Source organism: Melaminivora jejuensis (assembly GCF_017811175.1).
Classification (GTDB): Bacteria; Pseudomonadota; Gammaproteobacteria; order Burkholderiales; family Burkholderiaceae_C; genus Melaminivora; species Melaminivora jejuensis.
The window spans coordinates 56133-73079 of sequence record NZ_JACWIJ010000002.1; the positions used below are offsets into that span (position 1 = coordinate 56133).

General features: G+C 68.3%; 18 protein-coding genes and 1 pseudogene. 8 read left to right on the top strand and 11 right to left on the bottom strand.

Features of this window, described 5'->3' with window-relative positions:
• Positions 1-10: 10 nt before the first annotated feature.
• From IDM45_RS00485 to IDM45_RS00505, 5 genes are all read right to left on the bottom strand, one after another.
• Positions 11-706: a hypothetical protein gene (locus tag IDM45_RS00485; protein ID WP_209421169.1), complete on the bottom strand. Its 696-nt coding sequence runs from the start codon at positions 704-706 to the stop codon at positions 11-13.
• Between the two features lie 833 nt (positions 707-1539).
• On the bottom strand, positions 1540-2112 hold the full coding sequence (locus IDM45_RS00490) for a hypothetical protein (protein WP_209421170.1): 573 nt from the start codon (positions 2110-2112) through the stop codon (positions 1540-1542).
• A 3-nt stretch (positions 2113-2115) separates the two neighbouring features.
• Positions 2116-2871, bottom strand: coding sequence for a PhnD/SsuA/transferrin family substrate-binding protein (locus IDM45_RS00495; protein WP_209421171.1), 756 nt, complete (start codon positions 2869-2871; stop codon positions 2116-2118).
• Positions 2868-3362 (bottom strand): PAS domain-containing protein, encoded by a 495-nt coding sequence (locus IDM45_RS00500; RefSeq protein WP_209421172.1) that lies wholly within the window; start codon positions 3360-3362, stop codon positions 2868-2870. Before IDM45_RS00500 ends, IDM45_RS00495 begins: the two co-directional genes overlap by 4 nt.
• Before the next feature lie 11 nt (positions 3363-3373).
• Positions 3374-3736: a roadblock/LC7 domain-containing protein gene (locus tag IDM45_RS00505; protein ID WP_209421173.1), complete on the bottom strand. Its 363-nt coding sequence runs from the start codon at positions 3734-3736 to the stop codon at positions 3374-3376.
• A gap of 302 nt (positions 3737-4038) precedes the next feature.
• Between IDM45_RS00505 and IDM45_RS00510 the strand changes: the two genes are divergently transcribed.
• The 5 genes and pseudogenes from IDM45_RS00510 (at position 4039) to IDM45_RS00530 (ending at position 9777) form a co-directional block, all read left to right on the top strand.
• Positions 4039-4875, top strand: a complete 837-nt coding sequence (locus tag IDM45_RS00510; protein WP_209421174.1) for a TatD family hydrolase — start codon at positions 4039-4041, stop codon at positions 4873-4875.
• Positions 4876-4954: 79 nt separating this feature from the next.
• A pseudogene (locus tag IDM45_RS00515) lies at positions 4955-5745 on the top strand (class I SAM-dependent methyltransferase).
• A gap of 127 nt (positions 5746-5872) precedes the next feature.
• Positions 5873-7633 (top strand): GspE/PulE family protein, encoded by a 1761-nt coding sequence (locus IDM45_RS00520; protein WP_209423935.1) that lies wholly within the window; start codon positions 5873-5875, stop codon positions 7631-7633.
• Between the two features lie 112 nt (positions 7634-7745).
• Positions 7746-8240, top strand: a complete 495-nt coding sequence (locus IDM45_RS00525) for a tripartite tricarboxylate transporter TctB family protein (RefSeq protein WP_209421175.1) — start codon at positions 7746-7748, stop codon at positions 8238-8240.
• Between the two features lie 25 nt (positions 8241-8265).
• On the top strand, positions 8266-9777 hold the full coding sequence (locus tag IDM45_RS00530) for a tripartite tricarboxylate transporter permease (protein ID WP_209421176.1): 1512 nt from the start codon (positions 8266-8268) through the stop codon (positions 9775-9777).
• 24 nt (positions 9778-9801) lie between these two features.
• Here IDM45_RS00530 and IDM45_RS00535 read toward each other — a convergent pair whose 3' ends face one another.
• Genes IDM45_RS00535 through IDM45_RS00550 form a run of 4 tightly spaced genes read right to left on the bottom strand, consistent with a single transcriptional unit; the run spans position 9802 to position 13204 of the window.
• Positions 9802-10185, bottom strand: a complete 384-nt coding sequence (locus IDM45_RS00535) for a helix-turn-helix domain-containing protein (protein WP_325168996.1) — start codon at positions 10183-10185, stop codon at positions 9802-9804.
• Between the two features lie 2 nt (positions 10186-10187).
• Positions 10188-10493, bottom strand: a complete 306-nt coding sequence (locus IDM45_RS00540; protein WP_209421178.1) for a type II toxin-antitoxin system HigB family toxin — start codon at positions 10491-10493, stop codon at positions 10188-10190.
• Positions 10494-10532: 39 nt separating this feature from the next.
• On the bottom strand, positions 10533-12248 hold the full coding sequence (recJ, locus tag IDM45_RS00545; RefSeq protein WP_209421179.1) for a single-stranded-DNA-specific exonuclease RecJ: 1716 nt from the start codon (positions 12246-12248) through the stop codon (positions 10533-10535).
• On the bottom strand, positions 12245-13204 hold the full coding sequence (locus tag IDM45_RS00550; protein ID WP_209421180.1) for a phosphoglycerate mutase: 960 nt from the start codon (positions 13202-13204) through the stop codon (positions 12245-12247). The genes recJ and IDM45_RS00550 overlap by 4 nt, the downstream gene beginning before the upstream one ends.
• Positions 13205-13305: 101 nt before the next feature.
• Between IDM45_RS00550 and IDM45_RS00555 the strand changes: the two genes are divergently transcribed.
• Both IDM45_RS00555 and IDM45_RS00560 read left to right on the top strand, forming a co-directional pair.
• Entirely contained in the window at positions 13306-14559 is a 1254-nt protein-coding gene (locus tag IDM45_RS00555) for a lipoprotein-releasing ABC transporter permease subunit (protein ID WP_209421181.1), read from the top strand.
• A complete protein-coding gene (locus IDM45_RS00560) occupies positions 14552-15253 on the top strand; it encodes an ABC transporter ATP-binding protein (RefSeq protein WP_209421182.1) in 702 nt (233 codons plus the stop codon). The genes IDM45_RS00555 and IDM45_RS00560 overlap by 8 nt, the downstream gene beginning before the upstream one ends.
• 88 nt (positions 15254-15341) lie before the next feature.
• Here IDM45_RS00560 and speE read toward each other — a convergent pair whose 3' ends face one another.
• Complete coding sequence (gene speE / locus IDM45_RS00565) at positions 15342-16283, bottom strand: polyamine aminopropyltransferase (RefSeq protein WP_209421183.1); 942 nt, start codon at positions 16281-16283, stop codon at positions 15342-15344.
• Positions 16280-16690 (bottom strand): adenosylmethionine decarboxylase, encoded by a 411-nt coding sequence (speD, locus tag IDM45_RS00570; protein ID WP_209421184.1) that lies wholly within the window; start codon positions 16688-16690, stop codon positions 16280-16282. The genes speE and speD overlap by 4 nt, the downstream gene beginning before the upstream one ends.
• Here speD and IDM45_RS00575 point away from each other — a divergent pair.
• Positions 16689-16940, top strand: a complete 252-nt coding sequence (locus tag IDM45_RS00575; protein WP_209421185.1) for a hypothetical protein — start codon at positions 16689-16691, stop codon at positions 16938-16940. The genes speD and IDM45_RS00575 overlap by 2 nt on opposite strands.
• Positions 16941-16947 lie beyond the last annotated feature (7 nt).

Sequence of the window (16947 nt, forward strand, 5' to 3'; positions counted from 1 at the left end):
CTGGACTGCGTTAGAAGAGCTTTTCCAGGAAGGACTTGAAGAAGCCGCGCCGCTGCGCCGACGGTCGTGCGCGCTCCGGCGCGGCGTCGGCGGCGGACTTCGACCGGGCTGTGGGCGCGGCTGGCGCGGGCTCGTTGTGCGTCATATTCGCCGGCGCTTCGGCGGCGGGCGACACGCGTGCCAGATCCGACAGGACGCTCAGCACCACGAAGCGCAGCACCTCCTGCTCATGGCTGGCGAAGCTGCGCTGCAGATTGCGCAGCGAGCGCGGCGCGCGCGCACAGATGGCGGCCAGCTGCACGTCCAGCGGCCCGACCTGCTCCAGCAGCGTGAAGTTGGGAAAGCGCAGCAGCTGCAGCGTCAGGTCTGCCTGCACTTGCAGCGTAATGCCCTTGAGTGCCTGACTGGCGAGTTCCCAGACCAGCAGGTCGAGCGGCTTGCGTGCGGCGTGCATCCTGCCGCCCAGGTGCTGCTGCGCGGCCTGCTCCAGCGCATCGTCTGGCAGTGGGTGCACCATGAGGCTGCGCACCGCTTCGGGCGTATTGAGCAGGCGCAACAGCGCCGAGACCGGCAGACGCGAGGCCACCCAGCCGTTCGTCATATCGACCACGAAGCTGGCCGGACTTACGTGCAGCACATGCACGCCGCCTTGGGCCAGCAGGTCGATCAAGGCGCTGATGAAGGGGCTTTGTCGCAGGGCGGGCATGGCGGCCGCGAGCTGTGCCAGCGCATCGCGACGCTCTTGATGAGCCTGTGCAGTGCCCGGGAGTGGGGGCTGATGTGCGGGGCTTTGGCGCGGCCGCGCAGACGAGGCTACGCCGACTGCCGCGGTGCTGGCATCAGGTGCTGGCGCTGAGGTAGAGGCCGAGCTTGACGTCGGGGCTGGCGCTGGCGCAGCACTGGCTGTTCGCGCGGCGGTGATCTCTGCGGTGGCGGTGCGTTCTCTGTTCAGGCGCTCGGCCAACTGCAGTGCTCGCTGCCAGGCGGGTAGTTTGCTGCTGGCGGCGCTGAGTGCCGCTGTGGTGCCATCAGCGCCCCGCGCCTGGGTTGCGTCCGCAGCTGCCCCGACACGGAGGGTGCGTGCGCCGACGGTTTCGGGCGCGTCGCTTCCTGCCAGCGGAGCAGTTGTAGGCGTTGCACCGCTAGCGGATTCGACTCTCGTGCTTTCGATGTCGTGCAACGCCGCCTGCAGCTCGGCGCTGCCGTAGGGCCGCAGCACCCAGTGCAGGCGCTGGCCGGCGCGAAGCGTCAACGCGGCCTGTGGCCATAGGCTGTCGGTGCCAGCAACCAGCACCGCCGGGCGCCCTGCCAGGTAGTCCAGCAGCTGCGCTGCGTTATCCGGCGTGCACTTGGCGAGACCCAGGCCTGACAAGTCAAGCACAGCACCGACGCACGCCCTGGCGCGCATGTCTTGCTCCACCAGCGCCGGCGCAGCTGCTCGCTTGAGCCACACGCACTGGCGTTCGCGCCAGCGCAGGGCGATCATGATCTCGATGGCGGCAGCTTCGCGATCCGAGAAGCCGGCCAGCAAAATAGTCTTCATGGCTGCACCTCGCTTTGTAACTGCTCCATGGCATGGTCCCAGCGCGCATCCAGCACCCAGCCTTGGCGCTGCAGCGTGCGGCGCGCCAGCATGAAGGCCAGTACGTCGCGCGCGCCCAAGCAGTGCGCCAGAAAGTCCGTCTCGGTGCCAGTGCTGCCGGCGGCGATACATGCCACAGCTGCGGCGGCGATGGCACGCGAGTCGTCCACGCCGCACAGCACGGCGCGCGAGGGCACGTCTAGCGACGGCGACACCAGTAGACACCAGCGCGTGGCCAGCGTCGTGATGCGCGTCAGCCGTACTCCGCTGTGCGATTGGGCAAGCAGTGCTGCGCCGATGAAGGGCGAAAGGCGCTCGCGCACCGCCGGTGCGGCGAGTACCGAGCTGGCCAGCGCCGGGGCGGGCGCGCAGCCATACCAAAAATCGGCCAGCGCACCCTGCAATGGTTCGGTGCCCATGAGCGCACAGGCCGCCGCGATGCGCAGCTGGTGCGCAGCGCGCTCGGCCGGTGTGCGCAGCACGTGTCGCCCAGCCAACCGGAAGCGCTCGCGCGCACGCAACTGCTGCATGTCCTAGTCCAGCAGGGTGTCCATCAGGTCGATCATGAACTCGGCGTCCTCGGCCTCCATGGCCGCAAAGCCGCCGGTGATGCCCAGCTCGTCCAGCACTGGCTGCCCCTCGGGCGTGCCGGTCAGGCCCAGCAGGGCCTGCTGGAACTGTGGCGTCTGTGCGGCCATGCGCGGGTGCGTCAGCAGCACGTGCGTGATGTCGGCCAGGTGGCTTTCGATCAGCACCTTCATCTGGCCCTGCGTCAGGCGCGACAGCGAATGAAACGCCTCGGCCAGGAAGAAACTCGCGTCTACCTCGCCCTTGATGGCCATGCGCGCGGCGGCCTGGTAGGTGTCCACGGCGCGCCACTGGATGTCGGACTCGGCCAGGTCGGCGGCCTCCAGCAGGCGCAGGCCGATCAGCTTCACATCCCGGTTGTCGGTCAGGGCGATGGAGCAGCCGGCGCGCAGGTCTTCGATCGCGGCCAGCGGCGAGCCGGCGGCGGTGGCGATGAGCATCTCGTTGGATTTGCCCACCGGTCGCGCGATGGCGGCAAAGCCCCGCTCGCGGATCATCTCGGCGGCATCGAAGGGGTTGGCGTAGATCGCATCCACTTGGCCGGCGGCGATCAGTTGTGCCTGCTCGGCGGCGCTGGCCGGCGTGAGCAGGCGCAGGTGCAGCCCGGAGCGTTTTTGCAGCAGTGTGTTGAGCATGTGCCAGCCGGCAAAGCGCTCGGGCGCGAAATCGGGGGCGATCAGCAGTGTCAGTGTCGTGCTCATGGAGCGTCTCCTTCGGTGGCCCGCCACTGCCGGTACAGGGCCGCCATCTCACTGACTTTGCGCCGCGAGGGCTTGCGGCGCACCGAGGTGTAGCCGACTACCTGCCCGCCGCGCCGATTCGGGATCGCCGTGGCATAAACCCAGTAGTGCGAGCCGTCCTTGCACAGGTTCTTGATGTAGCCGTGCCACTTGTTGCCGGCCTGCAGGGTCTGCCACAAGTCCTGGAAGGTCGAGCGGGGCATGTCGGGGTGGCGCAGGATGTACTGCGGCTGACCGATCAACTCCTCACGGGCGTAGCCAGACAGCTCGACAAAGGCCTCGTTGGCGTGGGTGATGATACCGGCGAGGTCGGTGCGCGAGATGATCAGCCGACCGTCTGGGTAGGCGATCTCGCGCTCGCTCATGCGTGCCACGCGGCTGTTGCCGTCGTGAAAGCTCTGGGGTGCGGCGCGGGTGGCGTCCGCCGCCGGTTGCATGTCGGGTAGAGCCATGGTCGCGCCCCTCAGATCAGCTTGCTGAGAGCTTCGGCTGCGCGTCTGATGTCCAGGAACAGCAAGCCCAGCTTGGCGTTGTGCTTGGCCAGCACAGTGAGGACGGCCTCCGTGCCTGCGGAACTCATGATGACGTAGCCGCGCTCGCCCTGCAGTAGCACGCGTTCCAGCGTGCCGCGCGCCAACTCGCGTGCCGCACGATCGCCCAGCGACAAGAGTGCCGCCGACATGGCGCCGACTCGATCCTCGTCCATGCCCTGGGGCAGGGCCGAGGCAATCATCAGGCCGTCGGTGGAGATCAGCGCTGAGGCTTCGACATCGGTCGATGAGCTCTTCAATTCCTCCAGCACCTGCTGGAACATGTCTGTGCGCATAGGCCCTCATCTTTCAGATTGGATGTGGTTGGTTGACTGCCGCCAGGGCTGCGTTGGGGCGTCGCTTGGCGCTCATCAACGCAGCCTGAATCATGCAGGGGCTGGAGACGTCTGAAAAAGAATTAATCTACTGTTTGCGCAAGTCCCATTGATTTGTTCGTGAGCGAACTCTGGTAAGCGCCAGCGGGTCGATCGACCCTACCAGCGAGGCAGTACCGCTTGCGCAAGCCACCCGCGTGCGCGCTCGACCCGGCGCGGCCGCCCTACGCGGCAGACTGGTGCGCGGTGGCATGATGGCCCGCATGCCTGCCTGGATAGACACCCACGTCCACCTCGACGAATTCCTCCACCACGGCGGCGCCGCGCACGCCGATGCCGAGCGAGCGCGCGCCGCGCAGGCCGGCGTGGCGCACTGCGTGCTGCCGGCGGTGGAGTGCGCCAACTTTGCCGCCGTGCGCCAGCTGGCCGAGCGCCACGGCGACAGCTACGCCCTGGGCATTCACCCGCTGTTCACACGCCGGGCGGGCGATGCCGACTTGCAGGTGCTGGCGGGCGAGCTGGAGCAGCGCGCCGATGACCCGCGCCTGGTGGCCGTGGGCGAGATCGGCCTGGACTACTTCGACAGGACGCTGGACGACGAACGCCAGCAGCACATCTGGCGCGAGCAGCTGCGCCTGGCGCGCCGGCATGATCTGCCGGTCATCGTGCATTCGCGCCGCTCGGTCGATCAGGTGCTCAAGGGCCTGCGCGAGCTGCCGGTGCGCGGCGGCATCGCCCACGCCTTCAACGGCAGCGAGCAGCAGGCGCGCATCCTGATCGACATGGGCTTCAAGCTGGGTTTCGGCGGCGCGGCAACGTTCGAGCGCGCGCACCAGATCCGCCGCCTGGCGGCCAGCGTGCCGCTGTCGGCGATCGTCGTGGAGACCGATGCGCCCGACATCCCGCCGCACTGGCTCTACGTCACCGCCGCCGAGCGCGCGGCCGGCCAGCCCCAGGCGCGCAACAGCCCCGCCGAGCTGCCGCGCATCGGCGCTGTGCTTGCCGGGCTGCGCGGCCTGGCACCCGAGGAGCTGGCGCGCGCCAGCAGGGACAATGCCTGCGCTGCGCTGCCCCGGCTGGCAGCCCTGCTGGAGCGGTGATTTCAGGTGTTTTTGCCTTGAAACCCTTGCCAGGCAAGCGCTAAAAGCTATTAAAATGATAGTAAACCGACGTTCACCCATGCCCCTGACCGGGACGTTTGACTTGAGCCGCAAGAAAAAAACCACCACCGAGCTGCCCGAAGTCAGCATTTCCGAGGACGGCGACGTGCGCCATCTGCACCTGGGCACGCCCTGGATTCAAGGCTCGATGCGCATCGACGACCCGTTTGCCATCGAGCTGGAATACGTGCAGCGCATGATGGCCTGGCTGCTGTTCGTGCCGCCCGAGGAGGTGGCGCGCCGGCGCGCCCTGCAGCTGGGCCTGGGGCCGGGGCCATCACCAAGTTCTGCCATAAGCTGCTGCGCATGGACACCACCGCCATCGAGCTGAACCCGCAGGTGCTGCAGGTGTGCCGCACCTGGTTCAAGCTGCCGCCCGAGGGGCCGCGCCTGTCGGTGCGGCTGGCCGATGCGGCGCAGGAGATCCGTCGCCCCGAGCTGACCGGCACCATCGACGCCCTGGCCGTCGATCTGTACGACCACCAGGCCGCCGCGCCGGTGCTCGACAGCGCCGATTTCTACGCCGACTGCCGCGCCCTGTTGACCGACGACGGCTGCCTGACGGTGAACCTGTTCGGCCGCGCCAGCAGCTACGACCACAGCGTCGCCAGCCTGGCCGTGGCCTTTGGCGAGCAGGCCCTGTGGGCCTTCAAGCCCACGCGCGAGGGCAACACCGTGATGCTGGCGCAGCGCACGCCCACGCGGCCCAAGCGCGCCGAGCTGCAGGCGCGCGCCGAAGCCATCCAGGCGCGCTGGGGCCTGCCCGCACCCAAGTGGCTGCGCGTGTTCAAGCCCGTCGCCCTTGCCTGAGCCTTCCAGGCGCCCAGCTCCAAGCCCGCACTGCACTCCCGACATGGCCACTGCCCGACCGCCCGCCACCATCCCCGCGCCCGATTCGCTGCCCGCCGGCGCCGCTGCTGCCGCCGGCGCTGCGGCCATGCACCTGCCTCCGGTCGGCCCGCTGCACTGGCGCCAGATCGTGGACTGGCTGCGTGCCGATGGCGTCATCACGGCGGCGGAGGCGCAGCGCGTCATCAGCCGCTGCCAGCACGCCGAGAGCAGCCAGCATCCGCTGGTGCGCCTGGGCGCGGTGGCAGTGCAGCGCGCCAGCGACGGCAAGCCGCTGGATGCCGAGGCGCTGACCGAATACGTCGCCGGGCGCACCGGCCTGCAATACCTGCGCATCGACCCGCTCAAGGTGGACGTGGGCCGCGTGGCCGACGCCATGAGCGCCGGCTACGCCGAGCGCCACAAGGTGCTGCCGGTGCAGGTCACGCCGCATGAGGTGGTGGTGGCCACGGCCGAGCCCTTCATCGACGACTGGGTGGCCGAGGTCGAGCGCCAGGCCAAGCGCAGCGTGCGCCGGGTGCTGGCCAACCCGCAGGACATCACGCGCTACATGGCCGAGTTCTTCGCCCTGGCCAAATCGGTGCGTGCGGCGCAGAAGGCCGGCGGCAGCAGCGCCGGCAGCAACTTCGAGCAACTGGTCGAACTGGGCAAGACAGGCCGGCAGCTCGACGCCAACGACCAGGGCGTGATCCGCGTGGTGGACTGGCTGTGGCAGTACGCCTTCGACCAGCGCGCCAGCGACATCCACCTGGAGCCACGGCGCGAGCAGGGCGTGATCCGCTTTCGCATCGATGGCGTGCTGCACCCGGTCTATCAGATGCCCATGGGCGTGCTCAACGCCATGGTGGCGCGCGTGAAGCTGCTCGGGCGCATGGACGTGGTGGAGCGCCGCCGCCCGCAGGACGGGCGCATCAAGACGCGCAACCCGCACGGCGACGAGGTGGAAATGCGCTTGTCCACCCTGCCCACGGCCTTTGGCGAGAAGCTGGTCATGCGCATCTTCGACCCGGACAACACCCTCAAGGATCTGGACGCGCTGGGCTTTGTGCCGCACGACGCGGCGCGCTGGGAGCAACTGGTCAAGCGTCCGCACGGCATCATCCTGGTCACCGGCCCGACCGGCTCGGGCAAGACCACCACGCTGTACTCCACGCTCAAGCGCGTGGCCACTGAGGAGGTCAACGTCAGCACGGTGGAAGACCCCATCGAGATGATCGAGCCCAGCTTCAACCAGACGCAGGTGCAGCCGCAACTGGACTTCAACTTCACCGAAGGCCTGCGCGCGCTGATGCGCCAGGATCCGGACATCATCATGGTCGGCGAGATCCGCGACCTGGCCACCGCCGACATGGCGGTGCAGGCGGCGCTGACCGGGCACCTGGTGTTTTCCACGCTGCACACCAACGACGCGCCCAGCGCCGTCACGCGGCTGATGGAGCTGGGCGTGCCGCCCTACCTGATCAACGCGACGCTCCTGGGCGTGCTGGCGCAGCGCTTGGTGCGCACGCTGTGCAAGCAGTGCCGCCAGCGCGACCCCGAGGCCGACCCGCAGGTGCTGGCCGATCTGATCCGGCCCTGGAAGCTCTCGGGCGGCTACCGGGCCTACAAGCCCGTGGGCTGCGTGGACTGCCGCATGACCGGCTTTCGCGGCCGCATGGGGCTGTACGAGCTGCTCACGGTGACCGAAGCGCTCAAGGGCGAGATCCACAGCTCGCCGTCCATCGACGCCCTGCGCCGCCAGGCCACACGCGACGGAATGCGCCCGCTGCGCCTGGCCGGCGCGCTGCGCGCCGCCGAGGGCCTGACCACGCTGGACGAGGTGATCGCCACGACTCCGCCTCTGGAGTGAGACTCCGCCTATCCGGGGAAACCTGCAGCTCCCGGTAGGTGGAATCCACATCCCCCCGCAGCGGGGCGCCGCCCACAATCGCGCGGTCATTCGTCCATCGTGGGAGGCATCCATGCTCATCAAAAGTCAGAAGGACTTCTTCTCCGGTCTGCTCTATCTGGCCGTGGGTGGGGCTTTCGCCTGGGGCTCCACCAGCTACAGCATAGGCACGGGCGCGCGCATGGGGCCGGGCTACTTTCCGCTGATGCTGGGCATCCTGCTGGCGCTGATCGGCGCCGTGATCATGTTCAAGGCCACCGTGACCGTGACCGAGACCGAGGGCGGCGATCCGGTGGGCCAGTGGGCCTGGAAGCAGATCTTCTTCATCATCGGCGCCAACTTGCTGTTCGGCGTGCTGCTGGTCGGCCTGCCCAGCTTCGGCGTGCCGCCCATGGGCCTGATCGTGGCCATCTACGGCCTGACTTTCGTGGCCAGCCTGGCGGGTGAGCACTTTCGCGTCAAAGAGGTCTTCATCCTGGCCACGGTGCTGGCCGCCGGCAGCTATGCGGCCTTCGTCTGGGCGCTGAAGCTGCAGTTTCCCGTCTGGCCCAGCTTCATCGTGGGCTGAGCAGGCCCGCAAAAGAGATCCGATCATGGAATTGTTCGACCACCTCTCCATGGGTTTTGGCGTGGCCTTCACGTTCCAGAACCTGGTGTATTGCTTCATCGGCTGCCTGCTGGGCACCCTGATCGGCGTGCTGCCGGGTGTGGGGCCGGTGGCCACCATCGCCATGCTGCTGCCGGCCACCTACGCGCTGCCGCCGGTGGCGGCGCTGATCATGCTGGCCGGCATCTACTACGGCGCCCAGTACGGCGGCTCCACGACAGCCATTTTGGTCAACCTGCCGGGTGAATCGTCGTCTGTCGTCACCGTGATCGACGGCTACCAGATGGCGCGCAAGGGCCGGGCCGGGCCGGCGCTGGCGGCTGCCGGCATCGGCTCGTTCTTTGCCGGCTGCGTGGGCACCGTCATCCTGGCCGCCTTTGCGCCGCCGCTGACCGAGATTGCCTTCAAGTTCGGCCCGGCGGAGTATTTCTCGCTCATGGTGCTGGGCCTGATCGGCGCCGTGGTGCTGGCTTCGGGCTCGCTGCTCAAGGCCGTGGGCATGATCGTGCTGGGCCTGCTGCTGGGCCTGGTCGGCACGGACGTGAACTCGGGCGTGGCGCGCTTTGCCTTCGATGTGCCCGAGCTGACCGATGGCATCGACTTCGTGGTCATCGCCATGGGCGTGTTCGGCTACGGCGAGATCATCGCCAACCTCTCGCGCCCCGAGGACGAGCGCGAGGTATTCGCCGCCAAGGTCACCGGTCTGATGCCCACGCGCGAGGATTTCAAGCGCATGTTCCCGGCCATGCTGCGCGGCACCGGCCTGGGCTGCGCCCTGGGCATCCTGCCCGGCGGCGGCGCGTTGCTGTCGTCGTTCGCCGCCTACACGGTGGAAAAAAAGACCAGGCTCAAGCCCGGCGAAGTGCCCTTCGGCCAGGGCAACATCCGTGGCGTCGCGGCGCCCGAGTCGGCCAACAATGCCGGCTCGCAGACCTCGTTCATCCCGCTCTTGACCCTGGGCATCCCGCCCAACGCCGTGATGGCGCTGATGGTCGGCGCCATGACCATCCACAACATCCAGCCCGGCCCGCAGGTCATGACCAGCAACCCCGAGTTGTTCTGGGGCCTGATCGCCTCGATGTGGATCGGCAACCTGATGCTGATCGTGCTGAACCTGCCGCTGATTGGCATCTGGATCAAGCTGCTCACGGTGCCGTATCGCTGGCTGTTCCCGTCCATCGTGCTGTTTTGCGCCATCGGCGTGTATTCGACCAACAACAATTCGTTCGACGTGTGGATGGTGGGCCTGTTCGGCTTCGTCGGCTACCTGTTCTACAAGCTGGGCATGGAGCCGGCGCCGCTGCTGCTGGGCTTCATCCTGGGGCCGATGATGGAAGAAAACCTGCGCCGCGCGCTGCTGCTGTCGCGCGGCGACTGGAGCGTGCTGGCCACGCGGCCCATCTCCGCCGGCCTGCTGGCCGCCGCCGCGCTGCTGCTGGTCATCGTGCTGCTGCCCGCGGTGAGCAAGAAGCGCGAGGAGGCGTTTGTCGAGGAGTGAGACTTGCGGACAGCCTGCCTTGGCTCAGGGGCTGCCCTGCATGTATTCGCTGATCAGGATGGAGGCAGGAATGCCCAGCCCGACGTGCAGGCGGCGGATCATGCCCAGCGTCAGTGGCCGCTTGTGGGTCAGTACTTCATAGACCCGATTGGCCTGCCCGATCATGGGCACCAGGTCCTTGGCGCTCAGGCCCTCTTGCTCCATGCGGTACTTGATCGCCTCGATCGGGTCAGGCGGATCGATGGCGTGGTGCTTGCCTTCATAGGCTTCGATCAGCGTCAGGAGGGCGTCGAACATGGCCCCTTCCTCGCTGTCCGGGTCGGGCTCCTGGGGGGCATCGAAGAACGCTTCAGCCATCTTCAGGGCAGCCTGATAGTCGGCTTCGGTGCGGATGGGCTTGAGTTGCAGGGTCATGCCTTGTGCTCCACGGTTTCCACGTTGATCTGCTCATGGTCTTCGTGCGTACTGACGAATTTGATGAACAGGGCGCCGGCCTTGTACACAACAGCGACTACGAGGCGATAGTCGTTGCCCTTGATGTTGAACGCCACCCGGTTGTGGCCGACGAAGCTTGCGTTGCGGTATTGGGCCTTGATGTCGGCAGGTGTTCGCCACTGTGCACGCAGAGCCTCGAAGTACCAGCTTTGCAAGGGCAGTCTGGCTTGTGGATGCCTTTCCCAGAAGCTACGCAATGTGGACAGGGCGATGATTCGCATTGCCTGACTTTAGTCCCACAATGGGACTGATGCTTTGTTTTACTCCTCCGTCCCCTCCACCACGAACTGCACGCGCCGCTGGCCGCCCCATTCGTTGACATCCAGCCGGAAGGCCAGCAGCGCCTCGCGCGGCAGCAGCTCGGTGCGGCCGAACCAGATGCCGTCCACCGGCTGGCCGTGGTGCAGCAGCTTGAGCGACAGGTGCTTGCCGCCGTCGCCCACCAGGCGCTGGTTCACGACGGCCAGTTTTTCGCTGAAGGTGGGCGGGGCAAAGCCCTGGCCCCAGACTTCGCGCGCCAGCGCATCGACCAGATCCGGGCGGCGCCATTCGGGCGCCAGCGGGCCGTCGGTCTCCAGCCGGCGCGTGAGCGTGGCGGCGTCCAGCCACTCGCGCGCCACTTCGGCAAAGGCGCGCTCGAAGGTCTCGAAGTGCTCCTCGGCCACGGTGCAGCCGGCGGCCATGGCGTGGCCGCCGAACTTCAGGATCACGCCGGGATGGCGCTTGGCCACCAGATCGAGCGCATCGCGCAGGTGAAAACCGGGGATGGAGCGGCCCGAGCCCTTGAGCTCGTGCTCCCTGCCCGGCGCGGCGCTGGCGGCGAAGACGAAGGTCGGGCGGTGGTGGATGTCCTTCAGGCGCGAGGCGACGATGCCGACCACGCCCTCATGGAAATCCGCATCGAACACGCTGATGGCCGGCGGCGGCGCGTCGCCCTCCTCGAACAGCTGCTCGGCCAGGATCAGGGCCTGCTCGCGCATCCCGCCCTCCAGCTCGCGGCGCTCGCGGTTGATGGCGTCGAGCTGGCGCGCCAGCTCGTCGGCGCGGCTGGCGTCCTCGGTCAGCAGGCATTCGATGCCCAGCGTCATGTCGGCCAGGCGCCCGGCGGCGTTGATGCGCGGGCCCAGGGCGAAGCCGAAGTCGAAGGTGGTGGCCACCTCGGGCTTGCGCCCGGCGGCGGCGAACAGCGCCCGGATGCCCGGCTGCATCTGCCCGGCGCGGATGCGCTTCAAGCCCTGCGCCACCAAGCGGCGGTTGTTGCTGTCCAGGCGCACCACGTCGGCCACCGTGCCCAGGGCGACCAGGGGCAGCAGCGGCTCCAGGCGCGGCTGGCTGGCGGCGTCGAATACGCCGCGTGCGCGCAGCTCGGCGCGCAGCGCCAGCAGCACGTAGAACATGACGCCCACGCCGGCCATGTGCTTGCTCTCGAATGTGCAGCCGGGCTGGTTGGGGTTGACGATGGCGTCGGCCTCGGGCAGCTCGGGGCCGGGCAGGTGGTGGTCGGTCACGACCACGGCCAGGCCCAGCGCGCGGGCCTCGGCCACGCCGGCGCAGCTGGCGATGCCGTTGTCCACGGTGATCAAGACGTCGGCGCCGCGCTCGTGTACGCGCCGGGCAATGGGGGGCGTGAGGCCGTAGCCATCGACCACGCGGTCGGGCACCAGGTAGTCCACGTGCGCGGCGCCCAGCAGGCGCAGACCGCGTACGGCCACGGCGCAGGCGGTGGCGCCGTCGCAGTCGTAGTCGGCCACGATCAGCAGGCGCTGGCCGGCGGCCATGGCGTCGGCCAGCACGCGCGCCGCGCTGTCGATGCCGCGCAGCTGCTGCGGGCGCAGCAGGTGGGCCAGGCCGTCGTCGAGCTCTTCCTTGCTGGATACGCCGCGTGCTGCATACAGGCGCGCCAGCAGCGGGTGGATGCCGGTCTGCTCCAGCGTCCAGGCTGCGCGGGGGTGGATATCTCGTACTATTATTTTCATAGCTGCTCGCGCAGGCTGGATAAGGGTTTTTGCCCAAAAAGACTGTTAATTCGAGTAAAAAATCCGCGCCGTGCCGCCTGCCATTGCAGGAACGAGCGCTCGCCGCACAGCGTCAGGCGCACCGGTGCGCCGGCAGCGGCCTGCGCGGCCAGGCGGGCCACCGGGCCGGCGTCGATGTCCTGCCAGGCGGCGGCCCAGGCCGGCCAGTCCTCGTGCAATGCAGCGTCGCGCAGGGCCGAGGGCTGCTCGGGCAGCTCGGCCCGGGTGGCGGTCGAGGCCGCATCCAGTGCGCCGGCGCCGTGAAGCCAAAAGGCGTTGATGGCCGGCAGGCCCCGGCTGGCGCGTGCGTCGTTGAAGGGGTGGGTGTAGAGCAGCATCTGCATCTCGCTGTGCAGGCGGTGCAGGGCGCGGGCGCTGGTGATGTCCGGCAGCCAGGCACGCACGTCGCGGCCGATCACGCGATCCAGCGAAGCGCAGGCCAGGCCTTCCAGCACCGCGCCGCGCGCCAGCCAGCGCATGGGCGCGTGGTAGTGCAGCTCGATGCCGTCCTGGGCGAACCAGGGTGCCAGGATGTCCAGCAGCGCGCGCGAGTCGGCCTCATCCAGCTGCAGCTGCTGCGGGTCGGCCATGCGTACCTGGTCGGCGCCGATCAGCCACTGGCTGGGCGTGACCCAGGCGCAGGCCGTGCCGGGCGCGGCGCCCGACTGCCAGGCGGCCCAGGGCGTGCGGCCCTGCGGGCCGGCGGGCAGGCCCAGGTGGCGCGCCAGCGCGCGCTCGTGCGGGGGGGAGAAATCGGTCTCGCTGCCGGTGTCAGTATCGGTATCGGCTGCAAGGACGGGTTGCAGCCGCGCCAGCAGCCGCTCCAGGTGAGGCAGGCGCAGGGTATCGAGAACTTGCTGGCAGCCCGGCGCGTGGCTGCTGGCCAGCGCGATGAGCAAATGGGAGTTGTCCGGCATGGCGGCGATTGTCCGGGATGCCACAATGCGCCCGCTTGCGCGCTGCGGCTTAGCCCCTACGGTAGGGCCAGACAAGCGCGGCGGCTCTCTTATCCCTCTCCATGCAGATTCCCTACGAACTGGCGCTGGGCTGGCGCTACACCCGGGCCGGGCGCGCCACGCGGCGCAATGGCTTCATCTCCTTCATCTCGGGCGTGTCCATGCTGGGCATCGCCCTGGGCGTGGCGGCGCTGATCATCGTGCTGTCGGTGATGAACGGCTTTCAGAAGGAGGTGCGCGACCGCATGTTGTCGGTGGTCTCGCACATCGAGATCTTTGCTCCCGGCGGCGCGGCCCTGGGCGATGTGCAGCGCACGCTGGCCGAGGTGCGCGCCAACCCGAATGTCGTCGGCGCAGCGCCTTTCGTGGCGGCGCAGGCGCTGCTGGCGCGCGGCGAGGACATGCGCGGCGTGCTGGTGCGCGGCATCGACCCGCAGCTCGAAGCCCAGGTGACCGACCTAGCGGCAGAAAACGTCGAGGGCCTCAAGGCGCTGCTGCCCGATGAGTTCGGCGTCATCCTGGGGCTGGATCTGGCGCAGCAACTGGGCGTGCGCGTGGGCGATGCGGTGACGCTGATCGCGCCCTCGGGCCAGATCACGCCGGCGGGCATCGTGCCGCGCCTCAAGCAGATGCGCGTGGTGGGCACCTTCAGCTCGGGCCACTACGAGTACGACTCGGCGCTGGCGCTGCTGCATCACCGCAGCGCCGAGCGGATTTTTCGTCTGGAAGGGCCGACCGGCGTGCGCCTGAAGCTCAAGGATCTGCACCAGGCGCCGCAGGTGGCGCGCCAGCTGGCCGACACGCTGTCCGGGCATTTGCTGATCCGCGACTGGACGCAGCAGAACAAGACCTGGTTTGCCGCCGTGCAGCTGGAAAAACGCATGATGTTCATCATCCTGACGCTGATCGTCGCCGTGGCGGCGTTCAATCTGGTGTCCACCCTGGTCATGACGGTGCAGGACAAGCGTGCCGACATCGCCATCCTGCGCACCCTGGGCGCCAGCCCGGCCAGCATCATGGGCACCTTCGTGGTGCAGGGCGCGATGGTCGGCGTGATCGGCACGCTGGCCGGCCTCGGCCTGGGGCTAGTCGTGGCCTTCAATATCGACGTCATCGTGCCGGCCATCGAGCGCGCGCTGCAAACGAGCTTTCTGCCGCGCGACATCTACCTCATCAGCCGTATGCCCAGCGAGCCGCAATCGAGCGACATCGTGCCGATCGCGCTGATCTCGCTGGTGCTGGCCTTTGTCGCCACCCTGTACCCGAGCTGGCGCGCCAGCCGCGTCAATCCGGCGGAGGCGCTGCGCTATGAGTGAGTCGTTGGCACGGGGTTCGCAGGTCGTCCTGCAGGCACGTGGCCTGAGCAAGCGCTTTACCGAGGGGCGGCTGGATGTCACGGTGCTGCGCGGTGTCGATCTGGAGGTGCGCGCCGGCGAGACGCTGGCCATCGTCGGCGCATCAGGCTCGGGCAAGAGCACGCTGTTGCACCTGCTGGGCGGGCTGGATGCGCCGAGCAGCGGCAGCGTGCTGCTGGGCGGTCAGGACTTGGCGGCGCTGGCCCCGGCGGCGCAGGGCCGGCTGCGCAACGAGCGGCTGGGTTTCATCTACCAGTTCCACCACCTGCTGCCCGAGTTCAGCGCCCAGGACAACGTGGCCATGCCGCTGCGCATCCGCCGCCAGCCCTACGCGCAGTGCATAGCGCAGGCGGTGCAGATGCTGGACGCCGTGGGCCTGAAGGAGCGCGTGCTGCACCGCCCTGCCGAGCTGTCGGGCGGCGAGCGCCAGCGCGTGGCCATCGCCCGGGCGCTGGTCACGCAGCCGGCCTGCGTGCTGGCCGACGAGCCGACGGGCAACCTCGATCGCGGCACGGCGGATGGCGTGTTCGCGCTGATGCTGGGCCTGGCGCGCCAGCAGGGCACGGCGTTTGTCATGGTCACGCACGACGAGCAGCTGGCTGCGCGCTGCGACCGCGTGGTGCGCCTGGTGGCCGGGACGCTGGATACGGCCTAAGAGCTATCAAAATTGATAGCTGTCAGCGCTTGCCAGACAAGGCAAAGGGGCCAATTTGGCCCCTTTTTCGTCTTGCCGGTGGCTGTTTTCAGCCCGCCGTGATGTGGATGTCCGGCAGTTCGGACGGGTCGCGCACCTCGTCGATGCTGTCGCCGCTGTGCAGCGGCTGCGCCGGCTGCGCCAGGATGGCCTGCAGGAAGTTGGGCTGGGCCAGCAGCGCCTGGTGCATGGCGCCGTTGTACAGCTGCAGCTCGCCAATGCCGCGCGCGGCGATGCGCTCGTCCACCTGCGCTGCCGTGAGCAGCGCCGGATCGGTCGAATCCGACGCCATGCCCATGCACCACAGCGTGCCGTACAGCGGCACATACTGCAGATAGGGCCGAAACACCGGGAACACCGCCCTGACCGACGCCGCGATGCGCGCAATGCTGCCCGGCAGGTGTACGGGCGAGCCCAGGTGCAGCGAGACCACGCCGCCCGGGTTCAGCGCACGCCTGCACGATTCGTAGAACTCCACGGTGTACAGCTCCACCGCCGGGCCGAAGGGGTCGGTCAGGTCTAGGATGATCTGGTCGAAGCGCTCCTCGGTCTGGCCCAGGAACAGCCGCGCATCGCCCAGGCGCACTTCCAGCCGTGCATCGTCGAAGGCGCCGCGATGGATCTCGCCCAGCCACTGGCGCGCCATGGCGATGACTTGGCCGTCGAGCTCGGCCAGCACCACGCGCTCCATGCCCGGCAGTTTCAGCAGCTCCTCGGCTGCGCCGCCGTCGCCGCCGCCCACCACCAGGGCGCTCCTGACGCCCGGGTGCGCGATGGCCGGCAGATGCACCATGGGCTCGTGGTAGAAGAATTCATCGCGTTCGCTGGTCATGAACACGTCGTCGATGCGCATCACGCGCCCGAACTGCGGGTTGTCGAAGACCTCGATGCGCTGCCACTCGGATTGCGCCTGCGCCAGTGGCGCGCTGGCGGACAGATACAGGCCGAAGTCGGCGTTCAGGCGCTCGGCAAGGTAGCGCTGCTGGCTCATGCGCGATCGACGGCGTGCAGATGCGGGTCGTTCGGGTTGAACGCGGCCTGCAGGTCGTCAAAGAGCTTTTGCGCCTTGGGGCGGTTGTTCTCGGTGTAGTTGCACACGTACACGTCCAGCGTCACATAGCCGGACTCAGGCCAGGTGTGGATGGCCAGGTGCGATTCGGCCAGCACCACTGCGCCGGTGACGCCGCCGTCCTCGCCAAAACTGTGGAACAGCGAGCCGACGGTGGTCAGGCCGGCCTCGGCCACGCGCTCCTTGCAGAAATTTTCCAGATACTCGGCGTCCAGCATCAGGCGGCTGTCGCACAGGCAGCCGTAGAGGTCGCCGATCAAATGCAGCCCCGTGGCCTGGCGCTGCGGGGCAGGCGGGCGGATGGGGACGACGGACTGATAGTTCTTCATGGAGCAAACCCTTTCTTCGCTCAGGTTGAGCGTGGCAAACAACGGCTGGGCCAACAAGGGTCTGCCCCTCGCGGCGGTCGCCGACCGGCGCACTGCTCCAGCGTCCACGCACGAGGAAATGGGGGGGTGGGAAATGTCGATGAAGAGCCTGCTGGCCCTCTCGTCATTGCCGCGCCTTTGGTTTCCTGCAATGCGCCTGGGATGGACGCCTGACAGCGCTGACAGCAATCCGCTCGCAAGGCGAGCGTGACATTTTT

Bases quoted from the DNA above. Each gene is read 5' to 3' on its own strand.
- speD (WP_209421184.1), bottom strand. From the start codon at position 16,690: ATGAAGAACTATCAGTCCGTCGTCCCCATCCGCCCGCCTGCCCCGCAG.
- IDM45_RS00495 (WP_209421171.1), bottom strand. From the start codon at position 2,871: ATGAGCACGACACTGACACTGCTGATCGCCCCCGATTTCGCGCCCGAG.
- IDM45_RS00490 (WP_209421170.1), bottom strand. From the start codon at position 2,112: ATGCAGCAGTTGCGTGCGCGCGAGCGCTTCCGGTTGGCTGGGCGACAC.
- IDM45_RS00555 (WP_209421181.1), top strand. From the start codon at position 13,306: ATGCAGATTCCCTACGAACTGGCGCTGGGCTGGCGCTACACCCGGGCC.
- IDM45_RS00530 (WP_209421176.1), top strand. From the start codon at position 8,266: ATGGAATTGTTCGACCACCTCTCCATGGGTTTTGGCGTGGCCTTCACG.
- recJ (WP_209421179.1), bottom strand. From the start codon at position 12,248: ATGAAAATAATAGTACGAGATATCCACCCCCGCGCAGCCTGGACGCTG.
- IDM45_RS00550 (WP_209421180.1), bottom strand. From the start codon at position 13,204: ATGCCGGACAACTCCCATTTGCTCATCGCGCTGGCCAGCAGCCACGCG.
- IDM45_RS00510 (WP_209421174.1), top strand. From the start codon at position 4,039: ATGCCTGCCTGGATAGACACCCACGTCCACCTCGACGAATTCCTCCAC.
- IDM45_RS00575 (WP_209421185.1), top strand. From the start codon at position 16,689: ATGGAGCAAACCCTTTCTTCGCTCAGGTTGAGCGTGGCAAACAACGGC.
- IDM45_RS00505 (WP_209421173.1), bottom strand. From the start codon at position 3,736: ATGCGCACAGACATGTTCCAGCAGGTGCTGGAGGAATTGAAGAGCTCA.
- speE (WP_209421183.1), bottom strand. From the start codon at position 16,283: ATGAGCCAGCAGCGCTACCTTGCCGAGCGCCTGAACGCCGACTTCGGC.
- IDM45_RS00520 (WP_209423935.1), top strand. From the start codon at position 5,873: ATGCACCTGCCTCCGGTCGGCCCGCTGCACTGGCGCCAGATCGTGGAC.
- IDM45_RS00540 (WP_209421178.1), bottom strand. From the start codon at position 10,493: ATGCGAATCATCGCCCTGTCCACATTGCGTAGCTTCTGGGAAAGGCAT.
- IDM45_RS00560 (WP_209421182.1), top strand. From the start codon at position 14,552: ATGAGTGAGTCGTTGGCACGGGGTTCGCAGGTCGTCCTGCAGGCACGT.
- IDM45_RS00485 (WP_209421169.1), bottom strand. From the start codon at position 706: ATGCCCGCCCTGCGACAAAGCCCCTTCATCAGCGCCTTGATCGACCTG.
- IDM45_RS00525 (WP_209421175.1), top strand. From the start codon at position 7,746: ATGCTCATCAAAAGTCAGAAGGACTTCTTCTCCGGTCTGCTCTATCTG.
- IDM45_RS00500 (WP_209421172.1), bottom strand. From the start codon at position 3,362: ATGGCTCTACCCGACATGCAACCGGCGGCGGACGCCACCCGCGCCGCA.